The sequence below is a fragment of the Halosolutus sp. YCN4 genome, assembly GCF_059736495.1.
The window spans coordinates 1001766-1018562 of the sequence record NZ_JCASSM010000001.1 but is presented as its reverse complement, the minus strand read 5'-3'; the positions used below and the strand labels follow the sequence as shown (position 1 = coordinate 1018562).

Genomic DNA, 16797 nt, shown 5'->3' with positions numbered 1-16797 from the left:
TTAACTTACCCCGGCGAGCACTGTACAATCATTCCGTTCAATACATCTAATTATGATGGAAGTGATAATCAGGGTTGCCGTGACAACCTCTCCGCATCCGGACGTGACCAGCCCTCAGCATTCGATGAGGAAACGTCGATAGCGGATCGATCTTGCTGCCGAAAAGATAGAAATGCGGGGAGATGTTCGCACTCCAGTCGTCTCACGGCATCCCGGCGATCCGATTGGTCGAACTGGATTCGTTGTCCGGTTCACTCTCGCGGACGACCTCGATTCGTTCCAGTTCAACCGTGGCGTTCGGATCGAGCAGGTGGCCGCGGAACTCGACGTCACCGCGAGTCTGTTCGAGTTCGAACTCCTGGGTTACCGCAGCCGTCCCGTTGGTTTCGGTAACCGTCTCGTTGGCGAGGACCCTCCCCTCGTTCTGTCCCTGTATCATTCCGACGATGGTATCGACGGCGACGGCTGGACTCTCGTTGGCATCGGTGACATTGAGATGGTACGTTACCTCGTACCTCCCAGGGTGAAGCCGGTCCCCTGGCCCGTACCACGCGAAGTCCCGATGGCCGGTCGCAACGAGACTGCCGTTCTCGAGTTCGGCGGAGGGAGGCTGCGGCTGTAACTCCGCTGGTTCGATGCGATACTGCTCGTCAATTTCGTAGGTATCGTTGTACGAGAGTTTGTCGTGATCGACCTCGTAGACGGTGACGGCGTCGTTCTCGTAGACGGGTGCGACGCCATCGAGTTCATCGAACGAGCGAACGTCGCCGTATCTATCCCGTTCGAGTGGGCCGTCGTAGACGTATCGGACGTCGTACTTTTCGAGGACGTCGATCCGCTCGGCGGGCGTCCCCTGGTAGAGTGCATCGACGTCGTGGACGCGCTCGTGGTAGTCGTTCAGGTCGCGATACACTACCTGGTGTTCCCAGCCGACGACGGTCGGAATGCCGGTCAGACTCGAGACGGCACTGTCCCACCGCCACCGTCCGCCGGGTGCCGAGACCATCGTCGGCTGGTCGTCTATGTTCTCGTCCATCCAGGTGACGGCGTCCATCTCTGCCGGGTGCAGCGCCTCAGCGTAGAGGTGACCGTTCAGCGTCGGTCGGTCGTCGTCGACATCGACGTTCGATCGGCCGTCGAGCGTCTCGAGATGGTGGACGGTCACCGAATTAAGTCGCAGTGTGGCGTTCTCGTCGTCGAGGTACCCGTCGAAGACGACGTTCTCCTGCGTGCGATCGATCCGGACGGTGAACGAAACAGTTTCGTAACCATCTGTTTCGTTGATGGGAACAGTCCCAAACCGCTCAAATTCGTGTTCATGTCTGTTCTGCCCTTCGATATTGATCGCGCCGAGTTGACCGTTCCCGCCGGTCGCATTCACGACTGCGCTTACTTTGTAGACGCCCGGATAGAGCCACGTGTACGGGCCGGACCACACCTTTCCCTCACTGCCAGCAGCGGTGATCTCGCTGTCGATAACAGTTCCCCTGGCCGTGGTATCGAAGTCTGTACCACTGTAGGTTCTACTGTCGTGGACACCGCTTACCCCCAGTCCGGGTGGCTCGTGCGTGTAGTAGCCGGTATCGTCGGGAGGGGACGTCGCCCCCTGGGCGAACTGCCCGACTGCGATTACGCCGTAGAGCGACGTCGTGACGACCAGTACCGCGACGAAGGCGACGCCCGCGTTTCGCCACGATTCCCGCGCCAGAAGTCGATCGCGAGGGAGTAGCCGAAGTGATAGAACACCCGCGACAACGCCCCAGAGAACCCACGTCTGGAAGTATGTCCTGAAAACGGTGTTCGTTCGCCCGAATACGAGGGGGTCCGTGTCGTCCAGATAGACGAACTCTATCAGCATCAAGATTCCACAGATGCCGACGAGAAGTACCATCCCGAAGTCGGTACTCGATCGGGCCCGCCACCAGGCGAGATAGAGGAGCGGTCCGAACAGAACTGCAGCTACGAGATCGATCGTTATCCACAGGAGTACGGCGAGTACGAAAACCGTCACCAGTCCGATCCACAGCGGACTCGTCTCCCGTTCGAAAACCGGAATCGTGACGTTCCCTTCGTCGATCCGAATAGGTTCCGTTCCACCATCCGTCGGTAGAGTCCCGTCGAGAGCGGGAAGTACCCGGGTTGACGCAAGAAAGTAGCCGATTGTCACAGCTGCGAACGCACCGTAGAGAAGAACCAGTTGTGGACTGGAGGTGCGCTGGTCGGCGCTGGCTACTGACACCGTTCCCGTCCCGCCGACAATGGTGGCGAAAAACGGGGCCACGCTGAGCACAGTCAGGGTAGAGACGGCGACCACGACGACGGCTCCGTGGAAGACCGACGACAGTTCGGCCACCAGTTGATCTTCCGTCCGCGAACGACCTGCGCGGCGGATTCGGGCGGCGATATCAACATCGGTTGTGGAGGGCGCGAACGTAACGGTAAGCCAGCACAATCCGATCGCCATCGGGAGCGTCCACGCGTCGACGAGGGACATCGTTCCGATGGTGATCGGGATCGCGATGAGGAGCAGCCATCGGCGTCGTCGATCCTCAAGGGGCGTCGTGTAATAGGCGTACAAGAGACCGACCGTAAATACGAAAAACGGAGCACCCATCATGTGGGCGTGGAGTTCGCTGTGTAGCGCCTCAAGTAGCGGGAAAGGGGTCAGACCCTCTTCGATCAGAAACTTCGGATCGTCGTACCGAAACTGCGAAAAGCCGTCCCGGAGCAGTTGGGTTCTGACCCACGTCAGATGAGGACCGAACGTGACGATCAGCGGTTCTGCGATCCAGTCCGGGAAACGAGTCGTCACCAGGACGAGCGGAACGTAGAGGTTGCTCGCGAACCCGACGAAGAACGCTCCGAGGAGTCCCCCCAGCCGACGCGATCGACCTCTGGCAGTCGCGATCGACCCCGCGAGTTCGTACGTCCCGGTGACAAGCAGCGCGAAGAACGTGGTGACGGCGAGGTTATGCCCGTAGCGTGGAGCGACGCCGGACAGTTTGACTACGATCGCAGTGAGGAGCTGTCCACCGTAGTGGTACCGGAGCGTTTCACCGGCGAACCACGGGTCTTTCGGCGGGAGCGATCCCCCTCTGAGGATCGACTGCAGTATCGAGTGATTCAGAAAGTGTTCGTGCTGGGGCGCGATGCTCGGGTTCAACGAAAGGAGACTGACGACGAAGACGAACGCCACCGTGAACACGACCAGCGCCTCCGATGTTGCGCGACGGTCGATCGGAATGTCTTTATATCCGAGAGAAACCGATGCGATCGCGAGTATCGCGACGGCGATCAGCAGGGTCACGTAGCCGAACCGCACCTGGCCGATCCAGAAGACGACGAAACCAACGACGGTCAGCGACGCCGGCAGCGCGAACCCGGCACCGCGCCCGGGAAGCGAGGCGAACAGCACGCTCGCGATCGGCAACCCGAGCCCGAAAAGAACGAGCAGGACGACGAACCACCGGGCGACAATCCAGAGTTCGCCGATCACCGCGGACCAACTCTGCTAGGTACCGGCGTCGTTTCCTTCGTCCGTTGGGTCGCCACTTCGGGATCGCGGACTCGAGTCGACTCGTTTTCCGTCTGGGACGTCGAGTTCGACGGCGGTCCGGTGCGCTCGACGGCGACCGACTCGAGCGCGATCGTTCCCTCTTCAGGGCCGACGTACCCCTTGAACTCGACGTCCTTCGTCGTTTCGTCCAACTCGAATTCGACGGTGACGTTCTGGGCACCGTCCTCCGATTCGACCTCGGCTGTCTCGAGCCTCTCGAAGTCCGACGTCGGCGTCTTCCACCCTGCAGCGACTTCGACCTGGCCGAGCGGCCTGACGCCGTCAGCGTCTGTTTCGATTTCGAACGTCGCCTCGTACGTCCCTGGTCCAAACGCCTCGTACGGGCCGGACCAGGCGAGTTCCGGTTCATGACTCGACTCGTTGCCCTCGGCGACGATTTCGTCGCCAGTGTTCTCTGCAACCTCGCCGTTGTGGATGAACGAATCGTGACCGTACTGCCACGGTCCGTCCTCTTCGAGGCGGTTCTGACGAACGACGTCGATGCCCGCCAGTTCGACGGTGGCGTTCGGATCGAGCAGGTGGCCACGGAACTCGACGTCGCCGCGGGTCTGCTCGAGTTCGAACTCCTGGGTCACGGCCACCGTTCCGTTGGTTTCCGCGACCGTTTCGTTTGCGAGAATCTGCTGTTCGGTCTGTGTCTCGCGCATTCCGACGACCGTATCGACCGCAACCGCCGGACCCTCGTCACCCTCCTCTCCGGTAACGTTGAGGTAGTACGTCACCTCGTAGGTGCCCGGATGGAAGCGCTCTTCCGGCCCATACCACCCGAAGTCGCGCTCGCCAGTCGCGACCAGACTATCATTCTCGACTTCGGCGGTCGATTCGTGTAACCACACGTCTTCTGGATGGTAGTGGCGGGCCGTTTCGACGTCGTAGGTGCCGGTGTATTCGAGTTCGTCGTGATCCACCTCGTAGATCGCAACGGCGTCGTTTTCGTAGACGGAAGAGACTCCATCGAGTTCTTCCATCGAGCGGATCACTCCGTATCGATCCCGCTCAAGCGGACCTGTATATATGTACTTGATATCATATTTTTGGATGATATCGAGACGTTCGGCGGGAGTACCTTGATAGAGTGCGTCGACATCGTGAACGCGTTGGTGGTATTTGTCCGAGTCACGATACAGTTCTTGGTGTTCCCAGCCGACGACGGTGGGAATTCCTGTAAAAGTCGAGGCGGCGCTATCCCACCGCCATCGACCGCCTGGGGCAGAGACCATCGTCGGTCGACCGTCGACGTGTTCGTCCATCCAAGAGATCGCGTCGCTCTCGCTCGGATGTATCGCATCCGCGTAGAGGTGGCCATCGAGCGTCGGATGCTCGTCGTCGACGTCAACGTTCGAACGGCCGTCGAGCGTTTCGAGGTGCGTGACCGTCACCGACTCGAGACGCATCGTCGCGTCCCCTTCCTCGAGATAGCCGCGGAATACGACGTTATCTTTAGTTCGCTCGATTCGCACGGTCATCGTCACTGTCTCGTAGCCGTCTGTCTCACCGATCGCTGAGCTATTTATCATCTCGTATTCGTGTTCCTGCTGGTCCTGCCCCTCGATCGTGATCGTTCCGACTTGATCGTCGTCTCCAGTTGCGTTCACGACGGCTTGCACTTCGTAAACGCCCGGATACAGCCAGGAGTACGGTCCAGTCCAGACCAATCCTTCCTCGCCGGAAGCGATCACTTCTCCGTCATCGACGACGGTATCGTTCAGAGCGTTAAAATCGGTACTGACGTACGTTTTTGGCTCTTGGCCGTCGCTAACCGCCAAGCCCGGGTGGTCAGTGTGATAATATCCTGTCGTATCTGGTGGACCTCTCGCTCCATCAATAAACTGACCGATGACGATTACGCCGTAGAGCGACGTCGTAACGATCAGTATTCCGATGAGTACGGTGCCTACGTACTGTCGAGCATCGCGTGAGAAGAGATTTCCCCGAGGGAGTAGGCGCAGTGACAGCACCCCCCCGACGACGCCCCAGATCGCCCACGTCTGGAAATACGTCCGAAACACCGTGTTTGTCCGTCCGACGAGAACCGTCTCCATATCATCTAGATGAACTAACTCGATAATTAATAGGAGGCCCAGAACACCAACGAGGAGTACGAACGAAAACTCACCGGTCACTCTGGCCCGCTTCCAGGCGACGTACAGTAACGGTCCGAATAGAATCGCTGCTGTAAGATCGGCGGCAACCCAGAGCACAATGGCAAACGCGATCGTTCCGACGAGCCCGAGGTGCCATCGACCTACGCGTCTATGCAAAGTCGAACGAACGCCCCCTCGTTCAGTAACCTGTCTCTTCCCACCGGTATTTCCTGGCGGCGTCTCCTCAATCGAGAGGCGATCCGAAACCGTGCTCAGGAGGAAATAACCGATCGTGAGCGATGCGAACGTGCCGTAGAGGATCACGAGTTGTGGCCCGGTAGTCCGTTGCTCGGCACTGACCAGTGAAACGGCTTCGTTTCCGCCCCCTATCGAAGTGAAAAACGGCGTAACGGCGACCACAGACAGGAGACCGACGATGCCTGCGAGAACCGTCCCGCGCAGAATCGTGGAAAACTCGGTCGCCACCCAATCCGTCGTGACGAGTTCCGTCCTGCGATGAACGGGACTCGCGAACGTATCTGCAGCGGGAGTGAAGGTGACAGTGAGCCAGACGAATCCGATCAAGGTCGGGAGCGTCCAGATGTCGATAAACGCAGTTGTTCCAACGACGAGCGGAGTAGCGACGAAGAGCAGCAGAATGCGCCGATATCGATCGGTCGCAGGTGTCGCGTGGTAGGCGTACAATAGGCCGATCGCGAATACGAGAAACGGAGCGCTCACTAGGTGGGCGTGGAGTTCGCTATGAACCGCTGCGAGAAACGGAAAGGACGTCAACCCCTCCTTTAAGATGAAGACCGGATCGTCGTACCGGAATTGTGAGAAACCGTCAATCAGGATTTTGGCTCGTTCGTCCGTCATTTCCGGAGCGAACACGTCGATGAGAGGCGACGCAATGCGGTCCGGAAGACGGGTCGTGGCCAGGGCGATCGGTAAAAAAAGGTTACTCGCGAATCCGACAAAGAACGCCCCGAGGAGGCCGCCGTATCGGCGCGATCGTCCGAGCGTGGCTGCCAGCGAGCCAGCGAGCTCGTACGAGCAAACCACGAGGAGTGCGTAGAACGTGGCGACGGCGAGATTATAGCCGTAATTCGGGGGAGTTCTGGTTAGTTCTATCAGTGACGTCGCCAAGAGTTGGCCGCCGTAGTGGTAGCGAACCGACTCGCCGGCGAACCACGGATCTTCCGGTGGCAGTGTCCCCCCTTCGAGAAGGGACTGGAGGATCGCGTAGTCGAGAAAGTGCTCGTGGATCGGCATAATATGTGGATTCAGCGAAAGCAGTCCGGTTAAAAAGGTGAACGCAGCGGTAAACACGAGTAGCGTCTCCAAAGCCGCTCCGAAATCGATCCGGACACCACGATATGAAACGACCGTCGTCACCGAGGCAAGAAGCACAACGGCGAGTAGAATCATCCAGATGTCGAACCGAAGATGGCCGAGCCAAAACGACAGAAACCCGATGACGGTCAGGGACACCGAGAGCGCGAAGCCGGCACCGCGGCCGGGAACCGACGCGAACAGCGCGCTCGCGATCGGCAACCCGAGTCCAAAGAGGACGAGCAGGACAGCGAACCACCGGACGACGATCCAGAGTTCGACGATCATCAATTAGTTGCCCCGGCGAAGTCAACTACGCGATCAGAACGGCCTAGAACGTTCCTGTGACTGCACAACGGGCTCCGGTCGTCTGCGCTGGCAGCGTTACAATCGTCTATGAACACAGAATCGGTCGCGTACCGGATCCGGCGTCCTCGCGAATCGGACGGTATGATGCCGGATTTCGATACAGATGCGACTCCACTGGAGCAAAGCGAGACGCGGCTGGGGCGTCGGATCGGTACCATCGTCGGAAAACAATACCTACCGAAGCGGGTAGAAAACGGAGCGGTGGTTTCGCGAGGAAATTCGAGATGGAAATCCCGATAGGTCTGGAAATGAACCGATATAATGACTTTGAGAAGAGGGATACTGATCTGGTTTTTAAGAAAGACGGGTGGGCGGTGCTGCTCGGTCGAGCACGCCTTTCGGAAATGAACGGTGATCGGGACCATACGATCTCCTGCTTACTCCACCACCGAAGTGGCTATCCCTAACTCCCCGGCGATCTCGCGAGTCGCGGTTCGGACCGCGGCGTCGCTCTCGTACTCCGGTTCCCAGCCCAGCGCGTCGAGTTTTTCGATCGATAATCGCATCTTGGGGACGTTGCCGACCCACCCTCGGTCGTTGCCGGTGTACTCGTAGTCGGGGTTTAAGCCGAGTTCCGCCGAGACGATATCGGCGATTCGGGTCACCGACGTCGTCGTTCGCGTCCCGAGGTTGTACGTGTTCATCGGTCGATCCGTCCGATTCGTCACGGTCAGCATCGCGTCGATACAGTCGGAGATATGCATGAACGATTTCTCCTGTCGCCCGTTTCCGAGGATCGTCAGCGATTCTGGCCCCGCTCGTAACTTCTCGACGAAATCGGGGATGACGGCGTCGCGCAACCGTGGTCCGGCGATGTTTGCGAACCGGAAATTCCACACGGTCAACCCGTTCGAGTGGGCGTACGTGGACAGCAACCCTTCGTCGGCCAGTTTGCTGGTCCCGTAGACGCTGATCGGTTCGAGCGGCGCGTAATCCTCGGGCGTCGGTCGTGGCGCCTCTCCAAAGACGGTCGACGAAGACGTATACGCCAACTCGGTCACGTCACTAGCTCGCATGGCATCCAACACATTGAGCGTCATCTGGGTGTTCTCTCGGAACTGTCTGTGCGGATTCTCGACGTCGACCGCCTTCGACGCTGCGAGATGGAACACACGGTCGACGTTCGCGGTGAGTACGCCCTCGAGCGCGTCGCTGTTCGTGAGGTCGGCCTCGACGAACGTCGCACCATCCGGAATCCACTCCTCGTGCCCGTTCGTGCAGTCGTCGACGACCACGACGTCGTTCTCCCGGTCGAGTAGCCGCTCGGCGAGGTGCGAGCCAATAAAGCCCGCGCCTCCTGTAACGAGGATCCTGTTTCGGGTCACAGAAATCGGACTGCCGTATCGATCATAGCTTTGTCGCGTGATATCGCTGGGTCAAGTCGAATCGCGGCCCCTTATCAAATGGCGTTAAATACAGCCGGTCACCTACGGTTCCGCCCGAGAGAGTGAGTGATACGTGAGTGCCGTGACTTCCGAACGAAACTATCAGACGGACAGCGGTTCGACGGATCGATCGTCCGAACCGAAGACGACGGACGAAGATGGACACCTCAGTCGTCGGTCGATGATCGGATTGTTCGGCGCGGCTAGTTTCCCGCTGGCCGCCCGCGAAGTGCGGGCCTCGAGTTCGAATGGCTACGGCGAAGCCGGATACGGCGCTACCGGCTACGGTGGAAGCCAATAATCGGGCCTGCGGCAGGCGAACTCCTGGTGAACGAGGCCCGTACTCGCGAGCGCAGAGAGGTGAAGGATGCTATCGGCGGAGCGCTGGCTGAACGTCGGATTGGTGACGCGAATCGAGGCCGCACTGGCAAACTCGCCGTTTACGTCGTTCATCGGCATTCCAGCCGAGGTATGAGAAAGGGCACGTCGACGAGAAGACGCACGAAAAGAACGAACGTACGAGAGCGAAAAGCGCGAGTACAAACGGAACAAATGGCGGTCTGGGTAGCCGCCGATTCCAGGGCGCCACGTCTAGATCCACCGCTACTCGTCGGTGTACGCGGCCTCAGTCCGCCGAAGTACCTCTCTGACGGGAACACCTGTTTCGGCCGCGATCGCCGCCGCGTCGTCGTATTCTGCGCTCACGTCGTAGACGTTTCCCCCTGCATCGCTGGCGATCTTCACCGTCACCTCGTACGTTTCGCCGTCGATCGCGATCTCGGCCGTTTCGAACTCCCGATTTGCGATCCACCGATGCGTAACGCCCGCATCACGAACACCCAGCGTCCCGGTCTCCTCGGCCAGCCGCCGGGCCACCCGCTCCCGATCTTCGGGTTTGCAGACGACCTTCACGAGGTGACCTGGGCGTGACTTCTTCATCGTCACGGGCACGATCGAGACGTCCCTCGCACCGACGTCTGACAGCGTCTCTTGCAGTCCACCGAGCACCTCCGGGGTCGCGTCGTCGAGGTTGGTCTCGAGCACGGCGATGTCGTCTTTGACGAGTTCACTGCCGCCATCGCCTACCAGTACCCGCAGCACGTTCGGGTGAGGATCGAGATCGTACCCGCCGGCGCCGTACCCGGACGACTCGAGATCGATCGCGGGCAACGAATCGACCTCGTCGGCGTAGTGGCCTAGAATCGCGGCCCCCGTCGGTGTAAGTAACTCCGCGTCGACGGGGCCGCCGCGGAGCGACCAGTCCGATCGGGTCGCGATCTCGACCACCGCGGGCGAGGGAACGGGGTACTCGCCGTGGCTCATCGAGACCGTCCCGCCGCCGGTCGCGATCGGCGTCGTGACGATCCGATCGGGGTCGAGATCGTCGATCAGCAGGGCGGCCCCGACGACGTCGGCGATCGCGTCGTCGGCACCCACCTCGTGGAAGTGAATCTCTTCGAGGGACTCGCCGTGGACGCCCGCTTCGGCCTCGCCGAGCAGTTCGAAGATCGCGAGCGCGTCCCGTTCCACCGCCGTGGAGAGGCCCATGTCCTCGACGATCCCGCAGACCTCGAGGTAGCTCCGGTGGGGGCCGTGGCCCTCGGCGTGGACGTGGGCTTCGTCGTGGCCTTTGGAGTGATCGTGACCGTCAGCGTGTTCGTGATCATCAGCGTGTTCGTGACCGTCAGCGTGTTCGTGATCGTGTTCCGCGTGCGAATGTCCGTGGTCGTGCGTGTGGTCGTGGCCGCCGTGGTCGTGCGCGTGACCGTGGTCGCCGTGATGATGGTCGCTCTCGTGGCCGTGATCGTCGTGCTGGTGACCGTGATCGGAGCCGTCACCGTCGTGATCGTGGCCTGCCCGATCGACGTCCGTCAGGACGACGTCGACTGCGGTCGCGGCGATCCCGCTCTTTTCCGTCTCGCTGGTTCGGTACTCGAGGTCGAGCACGTTGGTCACGGACTCCAGCACGTCCGGATCCGCGCCGGCGTCCACCAGCGCCGCGAGGATCATATCGCCGCTCGCCCCCATCCGCCCGTCGAACGCGATCGTTCTCATAAATAGCAGGCGGACGGGTGAAGTGAAAAACCCATCCCCTCGTAACGTAGAGAATCATCAAAACCAACCGAGGCCGGTACATCTATGTATCCTCCTCTCGGAGTTTGACGTGGTAGCAAGTAACACGGGAATATCCTGTGGTAGCAAAAAACCTATCCGCCACCGAATCGGAGTCATTGACATCGCCGTCCATCCCGAATCATGAACGAAGTCCAACTGGAGGTAGCGAAGGCATACCCGAACGACTCGGGTCGTGGTATCGCCCGACTCGACCCGGACACGCTGTTGCATCTGAAGCTGAGTCCGGGCGACATCATCGAGATCGAAGGTGCAGACACCACCGCCGCCAAAGTGTGGCGCGCGGATCGGCAAGACTGGAACACCGACACCGTTCGCATCGACGGCTTCACCCGGCAGAACGCCGACGTCGGCATCGGTGAGCGGGTGACGATCCGCAAGGCGGAGGCGACGAAAGCCAACAAGCTGACCCTCGCACCGCCGGAGGAGGCGTCGGTCCAGTTCGGCTCCGACGCCGCCGGCATGGTCAAACGACAGATCCTCAAACGACCGGTCGTGGGGCGAGACATCGTCCCCGTCATGAGTTCGACGAACCACCCGTTCATGCGATCGCCGGGGCAGGCCATCCCGCTGATCGCCGTCGAGACGGAACCGGAGGGCGTCGTCCTCATCACCGAGGATACAGACGTCGAACTCCGCGAGGAGCCGATCTCCGGCTTCGAGAAGACCGGCGGCGGGATCACCTACGAGGACATCGGCGGCCTCCAGGGCGAGATCCAACGGGTCCGGGAGATGGTCGAGCTCCCGATGAAACACCCGCAGATCTTCAAGAAACTGGGGATCGAGCCGCCACAGGGCGTCCTGCTCCACGGCCCGCCGGGGACCGGGAAGACCCTGCTCGCGAAGGCGGTCGCCAACGAGACCTCCGCGAGTTTCTTCTCCATCGCGGGCCCGGAGATCATCTCGAAGTACTACGGCGAGTCCGAACAGCAACTCAGGGAGATCTTCGAGGACGCGAGCGAGGAGTCGCCGTCGATCATCTTCATCGACGAACTCGACTCGATCGCCCCCAAACGGGAGGACGTCACCGGGGAGGTCGAGCGCCGCGTCGTCGCCCAGTTGCTCACCATGATGGACGGCCTCGAGGCCCGCGGCCAGGTGATCGTCATCGCGGCGACGAACCGCGTCGACAGCGTCGACCCCGCACTGCGTCGCCCGGGCCGGTTCGATCGCGAGATCGAGATCGGCGTCCCGGACGAGGTCGGTCGCGAGGAGATCCTCCAGATCCACACCCGCGGCATGCCCCTCTCGGACGACGTCGACCTCGGCCACCTCGCCGACGAGACCCACGGCTTCGTCGGGGCTGACATCGAGAGCCTGACCAAGGAAGCGGCGATGAAGGCCCTCCGGCGCTACCTGCCGGAGATCGACCTGGACGAGGAGGACATCCCGCCGAGCCTGATCGATCGGATGATCGTCAAGCGGGAGGACTTCCGCGGCGCGCTGAACGAGGTCGAACCCTCCGCGATGCGGGAGGTCCTGGTCGAGTTGCCCAAGATCTCCTGGGACGACGTCGGCGGCCTCCACACGGCCAAGGACAAGGTCAAGGAGTCGGTCGAGTGGCCGCTGAACAACCCCGAGCGGTTCGATCGGCTCGGGATCGATCCGCCGGCGGGCGTCCTGCTGTACGGGCCGCCGGGGACCGGGAAGACCCTGATGGCCAAGGCGGTCGCCAACGAGACCAACGCCAACTTCATCTCGGTCCGCGGCCCGCAACTGCTCTCGAAGTGGGTCGGCGAGTCGGAGAAAGCGATCCGTCAGACCTTCCGCAAGGCGCGGCAGGTCTCCCCGACGGTGATCTTCTTCGACGAACTCGACGCGCTCGCGCCCGGCCGCGGCGGTGACACCGGATCGAACGTCTCCGAGCGGGTCGTCAACCAGTTGCTGACGGAACTCGACGGCTTAGAGGAGATGGAGAACGTGATGGTCATCGGCGCGACGAACCGCCCGGACATGATCGACCCAGCGCTCCTGCGCTCGGGCCGGTTCGATCGCCTCGTCATGATCGGGGAACCGGACATGGACGGTCGGGAACGCATCCTCGACATCCACACCGAGGAGACGCCGCTGGCGGCCGACGTCAACCTGACCGAGATCGCCGAGATCACCGACGGCTACGTCGGCAGCGACCTCGAGTCGATCGCCCGCGAGGCGGCCATCGAGGCCCTGCGCGAGGACCACGACGCCGACGTCGTCGAGATGCGCCACTTCCGCAAGGCCATGGAGAACGTCCGGCCGACGATCACCGACGACATCCTCGACTACTACGAACGGATCGAAGAGGAGTTCCAGGGCGGGACGAGCGGCCCGGACCCGACGGGTCGTCGCGGCAGCCGGATCGGCTTCCAGTAGGGAGTCGCTTCGAACGATATCGTTCTTTTCGTCCGGATCGTACCGTCGACGAGCGCCCGGGAGGCCGATCGTGATGCGTGTGAGACATCTCCGCCTCGGTCCAATACGTCTCCGTCCGTCCGTTCCTGCCGGTATGGCCACGACGCCACGGCGCCGACCGAAGGGGACCCATACCTGCCAGTAATCGGCGATTGGCTGACGAAGCGGTCGGCTTGAGCGGGAATCGAGGTCCCGTGACCGGGTCACGGGCCGAACGCGTCGAATCGTCCCCGCGTCGACCGCCGATCGGTTCAGTTACCCCATTATCCTTGTGAACTGGTACCAAACATCTGAAACGGTCGCGCCGATATATGTGGCCGGGGACGGAACTGGCCCCGTGCCAGTCGTTCCATGACGAACTCCCCCACTGCTCACGACCAGCGTTCGGCTGGGTCAGACGAATCGACCGACGACACCGGCGAGACGGGCGCACTGGAGCGGATCGCGCCGTCGATGGCGTCCCCGATCCGCAAGACAGGGTTCTGGGCGGCGATCGTCTTGCCGTTTCTCTACGTCCCGCTTCTCGCGACTGGACTGTCTACCTCGCGAGAGACCGTGATGTTTCTCGTCCTGCTCGGCGTGAACCTCGTCGCGCTCTACGTCGGCCACGCACACCGACGCTAGTATCGCTCGCTACCTCTGGAGTGGACGCGGGCCGCTGTGGAATTCTTCGGTCGGACCGACCTCACTCGCTCGAGTGTTGACGCCGGACGTGCCCGACCTCGTCGCGGAGCGCCTGGCGTTTCACGAGCACGAATCCGATCGCGATAAGGCCGAAGCCGGCGAGGGTCGTCGCGTCGACGACCTCGCCGAGAAAGAGCCAGCCGGCGATCGCCGCGAAAACCGGTGCGACGTACGACACCATGTTGATCTCGACGGCACCGAGCCGTTCGAGCAGGTCGAAGTACAGCAGGAAGCCGAGCGCACTCGCCACGAGTGCGAGGTAGCCGAGCGCGCCGACCGCGGCCGGTTGCATCCACGTTTCCGGCTCGATCGGTTCACCGAGGCCGAGACTGACGACGTGCATCACCGCGGCTCCGCCGAGCATGGACCACGCCTCCATCGTCTCGATCGGGAGCGAGGCGTCGATCCGCCGGGTAAGGACGCTCCCGAGCGCGAACGAGGCCGCAGCACAGAAGACCAGGAGCTTCGCCACGACGTCCGTCGCCAGGAGGTTCGACGGGTCCGGCTGGGCGATGACCGCGACGCCGGCCAGACCGAGGACGACCCCGACGACGCCGACGACCGAGAGCGCGTCGCTCGGAACCAGCACGCGGGCGAAGCCCGTCGTCAGCACGGGCGAGAGGCTCACGAGGATCGCCGCGGCGGCCGCGGTCGTGTGTTGCTGTCCGACGAACAGGAAGGCGTGATAGGCTGCGATCAAGAGCACGGCACCGACGCCGACGACGGCCCACTCGGCGGAGCCGTGCGGACGCCAGTTCTCGACGGCGTACGCGGCGTAGCCGAGCATGAGCACGCCCGCGACGTCGTAGCGCAGTGCCGCGAACAGCACCGGCGGGAAGTACTCCAGGCCGGCGCTGATCGCGACGAACGCCGTCCCCCAGACTGCGGCGAGGGCCAGGAAGAGTCCGAAATTACGATACCGAGTCACACCGGTGGTCGTCGGTGAGCCGTCCTATGTATTTCGATTCGAAATCCGTCGGGGTCCCCGATCGAGTCTGTCCGTCGGTTCGGTTCCGTCGATCCAGCCGATCCAGTGTTCGATCACGGCGATCGGGTCGGGACCCGGTTAGAGAGGCGGCAGCTGGCGAATCTCGACCTCGTCTTCCGTCTGCCGGAACTGGTCGAGCAGGGGTCTGATGTCCTCAAACCCCTCCGCGAGGACGATGTCACCGCTTCGCAGGTCGTAGTCGATGATGTCGTAGTCCGCGAGCCGCGGCAGGTGGTTGTGGACCATCGAGACGTAGATCCGCTGTCTGAGATCCTCGTCGACCTGCGAGGACGGAATGTCCAGTTTCCAGGCGGCGATCTGGTCCATGAGTGCGTCCAGGTTCGCCCGCTCGGTTTCGGCCAGTTGATACAGGAGATAGCGGCGCTCGGACTCCGCGAGCAACGAACACGCGGCCTCCATTCGCGAGGCCTTTTTCTGGCTCATACGGCTTCCACGAACCCATTGCTAATACACCCGTCGCCTAAAGAGATAGGCCACCTGTCGAAGATGCCGTGCTCGATCGGGTGAACGGCCGTTATCGCGTCGGATCCTGACTGGCCAGTCACTCGTCGGGTCACGGCCCGTACGCGATCACTTCGACGAGCGTGGCCCCGATCATCAATCCGCCGCCGAATCCGGTGACTCTCGCCATCGCACGTCGGGATTTCGCCTTCGTCCAGTCAGTGCCCGTCTCGAGGTGTTCCTGCATGGTTTCGATTCCTCGACCCGCCATCACCGACCCGGACCAGCCGAGTAGGCCGACGCCGAGCACGAGCGCCCCGATCGCGAAGGCGAGTTCCGTCGCACGGGCAGCCGTCTCCCCGGTCACGATTAGCGTGGCAACGAGGAGGATGCCGGCGACGACACCCGCCGCCAGCGCATCGACGACGAGTCGCAGTCGGCGCATCGGTCCCGTCAATCGACCGTGTCTCGCATCCGTGGGTCGAGCGCGTCGCGCATCCCGTCACCGAGCAGATTAAATCCGAGGACGGTGACAGCGAGGAACAGACCCGGGAAGAAGGACATCCACCACTTGCCGGTGAGCAGTCCGTTCTTGACGCCGTTCGACAGCATCAGCCCCCACGACGGCGTGCCAGCCTGGGCTCCGAAGCCGAGAAACGACAGCGCGGCGAGGTCGATGATGGCGAGTCCGAAGTTCAGCGTCGACTGGACGGTGATGGGGGCGAGCGTGTTCGGCAGGATGTGTCTGAAGAGCACCCGCGGGTCCTGCGCTCCGAGTGCGACGGTCGCGTCGATGTACTCGTCCTCGAGTACCTTCAGGGAAGCCCCGCGGACGACGCGTGCGAACCGCGGCGTGTACACCAGTATCAGCGCGATAACTGCCTTCCAGAGACCGGCCCCGAAGATGGCTACCAGCGCCAGTGCCAGCAGCAGCGACGGGAACGCCAACAGGACGTCCATCGTCCGCATGATGATATTGTCGACCCAGCCGCCGTAGTAGGCGGCGATAATTCCCAATGCAACACCGGCAGCGGTCGAAATCCCGACCGTGATCGTTCCGAACTTCAGCGCGATCCACGCCCCGTACAGCGTGCGCGTGTAGATGTCTCGGGCTGAGGCGTCGGTCCCGAATAACCCGGCCGAACTGGCTTCGCCCGTCCAGTACGGCGGGGCACGGCTGGGAATCGTGCCGCCGAGTCGGGAACTCGCGAGGGCGTCGACGTCGTAGAAAAACCGGGCGTAGATGGCGACGGCGAGCATTCCGAAGATGATCGCGAGCCCGACGAGGGCGAGCCGGTTCGACAGCAGTTGGGAGAGAAACGGCGAGTTCCGCAACCGCTCGAGCGTGCTTCGGGTGTCGGTCCTGGTGGTCGCTGTGTCAGTACTCAT

The 16797-nt window shown here is 61.9% G+C and carries 11 protein-coding genes; 2 read left to right on the top strand and 9 right to left on the bottom strand.

What is annotated here, in order from left to right; all coding sequences use genetic code 11:
- Positions 1 to 202 precede the first annotated feature (202 nt).
- From AC6I6X_RS05035 to larC, 5 genes are all read right to left on the bottom strand, one after another.
- Positions 203 to 3496 (bottom strand): DUF2298 domain-containing protein, encoded by a 3294-nt coding sequence (locus tag AC6I6X_RS05035; RefSeq protein ID WP_497929401.1) that lies wholly within the window; start codon positions 3494 to 3496, stop codon positions 203 to 205.
- The gene (locus AC6I6X_RS05030) at positions 3493 to 7284 is read right to left on the bottom strand and encodes a DUF2298 domain-containing protein (protein ID WP_497929400.1); all 3792 of its coding nucleotides are present in this window, start codon (positions 7282 to 7284) and stop codon (positions 3493 to 3495) included. The genes AC6I6X_RS05035 and AC6I6X_RS05030 overlap by 4 nt, the downstream gene beginning before the upstream one ends.
- Positions 7285 to 7742: 458 nt before the next feature.
- Entirely contained in the window at positions 7743 to 8690 is a 948-nt protein-coding gene (locus tag AC6I6X_RS05025; protein ID WP_497929399.1) for an NAD-dependent epimerase/dehydratase family protein, read from the bottom strand.
- A gap of 342 nt (positions 8691 to 9032) precedes the next feature.
- Complete coding sequence (locus AC6I6X_RS05020) at positions 9033 to 9203, bottom strand: hypothetical protein (RefSeq protein WP_497929398.1); 171 nt, start codon at positions 9201 to 9203, stop codon at positions 9033 to 9035.
- Between the two features lie 150 nt (positions 9204 to 9353).
- Positions 9354 to 10805, bottom strand: coding sequence for a nickel pincer cofactor biosynthesis protein LarC (gene larC, locus AC6I6X_RS05015; protein WP_497929397.1), 1452 nt, complete (start codon positions 10803 to 10805; stop codon positions 9354 to 9356).
- Between the two features lie 201 nt (positions 10806 to 11006).
- Here larC and AC6I6X_RS05010 point away from each other — a divergent pair, with 201 nt between their 5' ends.
- Both AC6I6X_RS05010 and AC6I6X_RS05005 read left to right on the top strand, forming a co-directional pair.
- Positions 11007 to 13235, top strand: a complete 2229-nt coding sequence (locus tag AC6I6X_RS05010; RefSeq protein WP_497929396.1) for a CDC48 family AAA ATPase — start codon at positions 11007 to 11009, stop codon at positions 13233 to 13235.
- A gap of 390 nt (positions 13236 to 13625) precedes the next feature.
- The gene (locus AC6I6X_RS05005; RefSeq protein WP_497929395.1) at positions 13626 to 13898 is read left to right on the top strand and encodes a DUF8028 family protein; all 273 of its coding nucleotides are present in this window, start codon (positions 13626 to 13628) and stop codon (positions 13896 to 13898) included.
- A gap of 61 nt (positions 13899 to 13959) precedes the next feature.
- Here the strand turns inward: AC6I6X_RS05005 and AC6I6X_RS05000 are convergent, their stop codons facing one another.
- The 4 genes from AC6I6X_RS05000 to AC6I6X_RS04985 all read right to left on the bottom strand — a co-directional run bounded on the left by AC6I6X_RS05000 (position 13960) and on the right by AC6I6X_RS04985 (position 16797).
- Positions 13960 to 14886, bottom strand: coding sequence for a DMT family transporter (locus AC6I6X_RS05000; protein WP_497929394.1), 927 nt, complete (start codon positions 14884 to 14886; stop codon positions 13960 to 13962).
- 138 nt (positions 14887 to 15024) lie between these two features.
- Complete coding sequence (locus tag AC6I6X_RS04995; RefSeq protein ID WP_497929393.1) at positions 15025 to 15390, bottom strand: DUF7344 domain-containing protein; 366 nt, start codon at positions 15388 to 15390, stop codon at positions 15025 to 15027.
- Positions 15391 to 15520: 130 nt separating this feature from the next.
- The gene (locus AC6I6X_RS04990) at positions 15521 to 15853 is read right to left on the bottom strand and encodes a DUF7268 family protein (RefSeq protein WP_497929392.1); all 333 of its coding nucleotides are present in this window, start codon (positions 15851 to 15853) and stop codon (positions 15521 to 15523) included.
- 8 nt (positions 15854 to 15861) lie between these two features.
- A complete protein-coding gene (locus tag AC6I6X_RS04985) occupies positions 15862 to 16797 on the bottom strand; it encodes an ABC transporter permease (RefSeq protein WP_497929391.1) in 936 nt (311 codons plus the stop codon).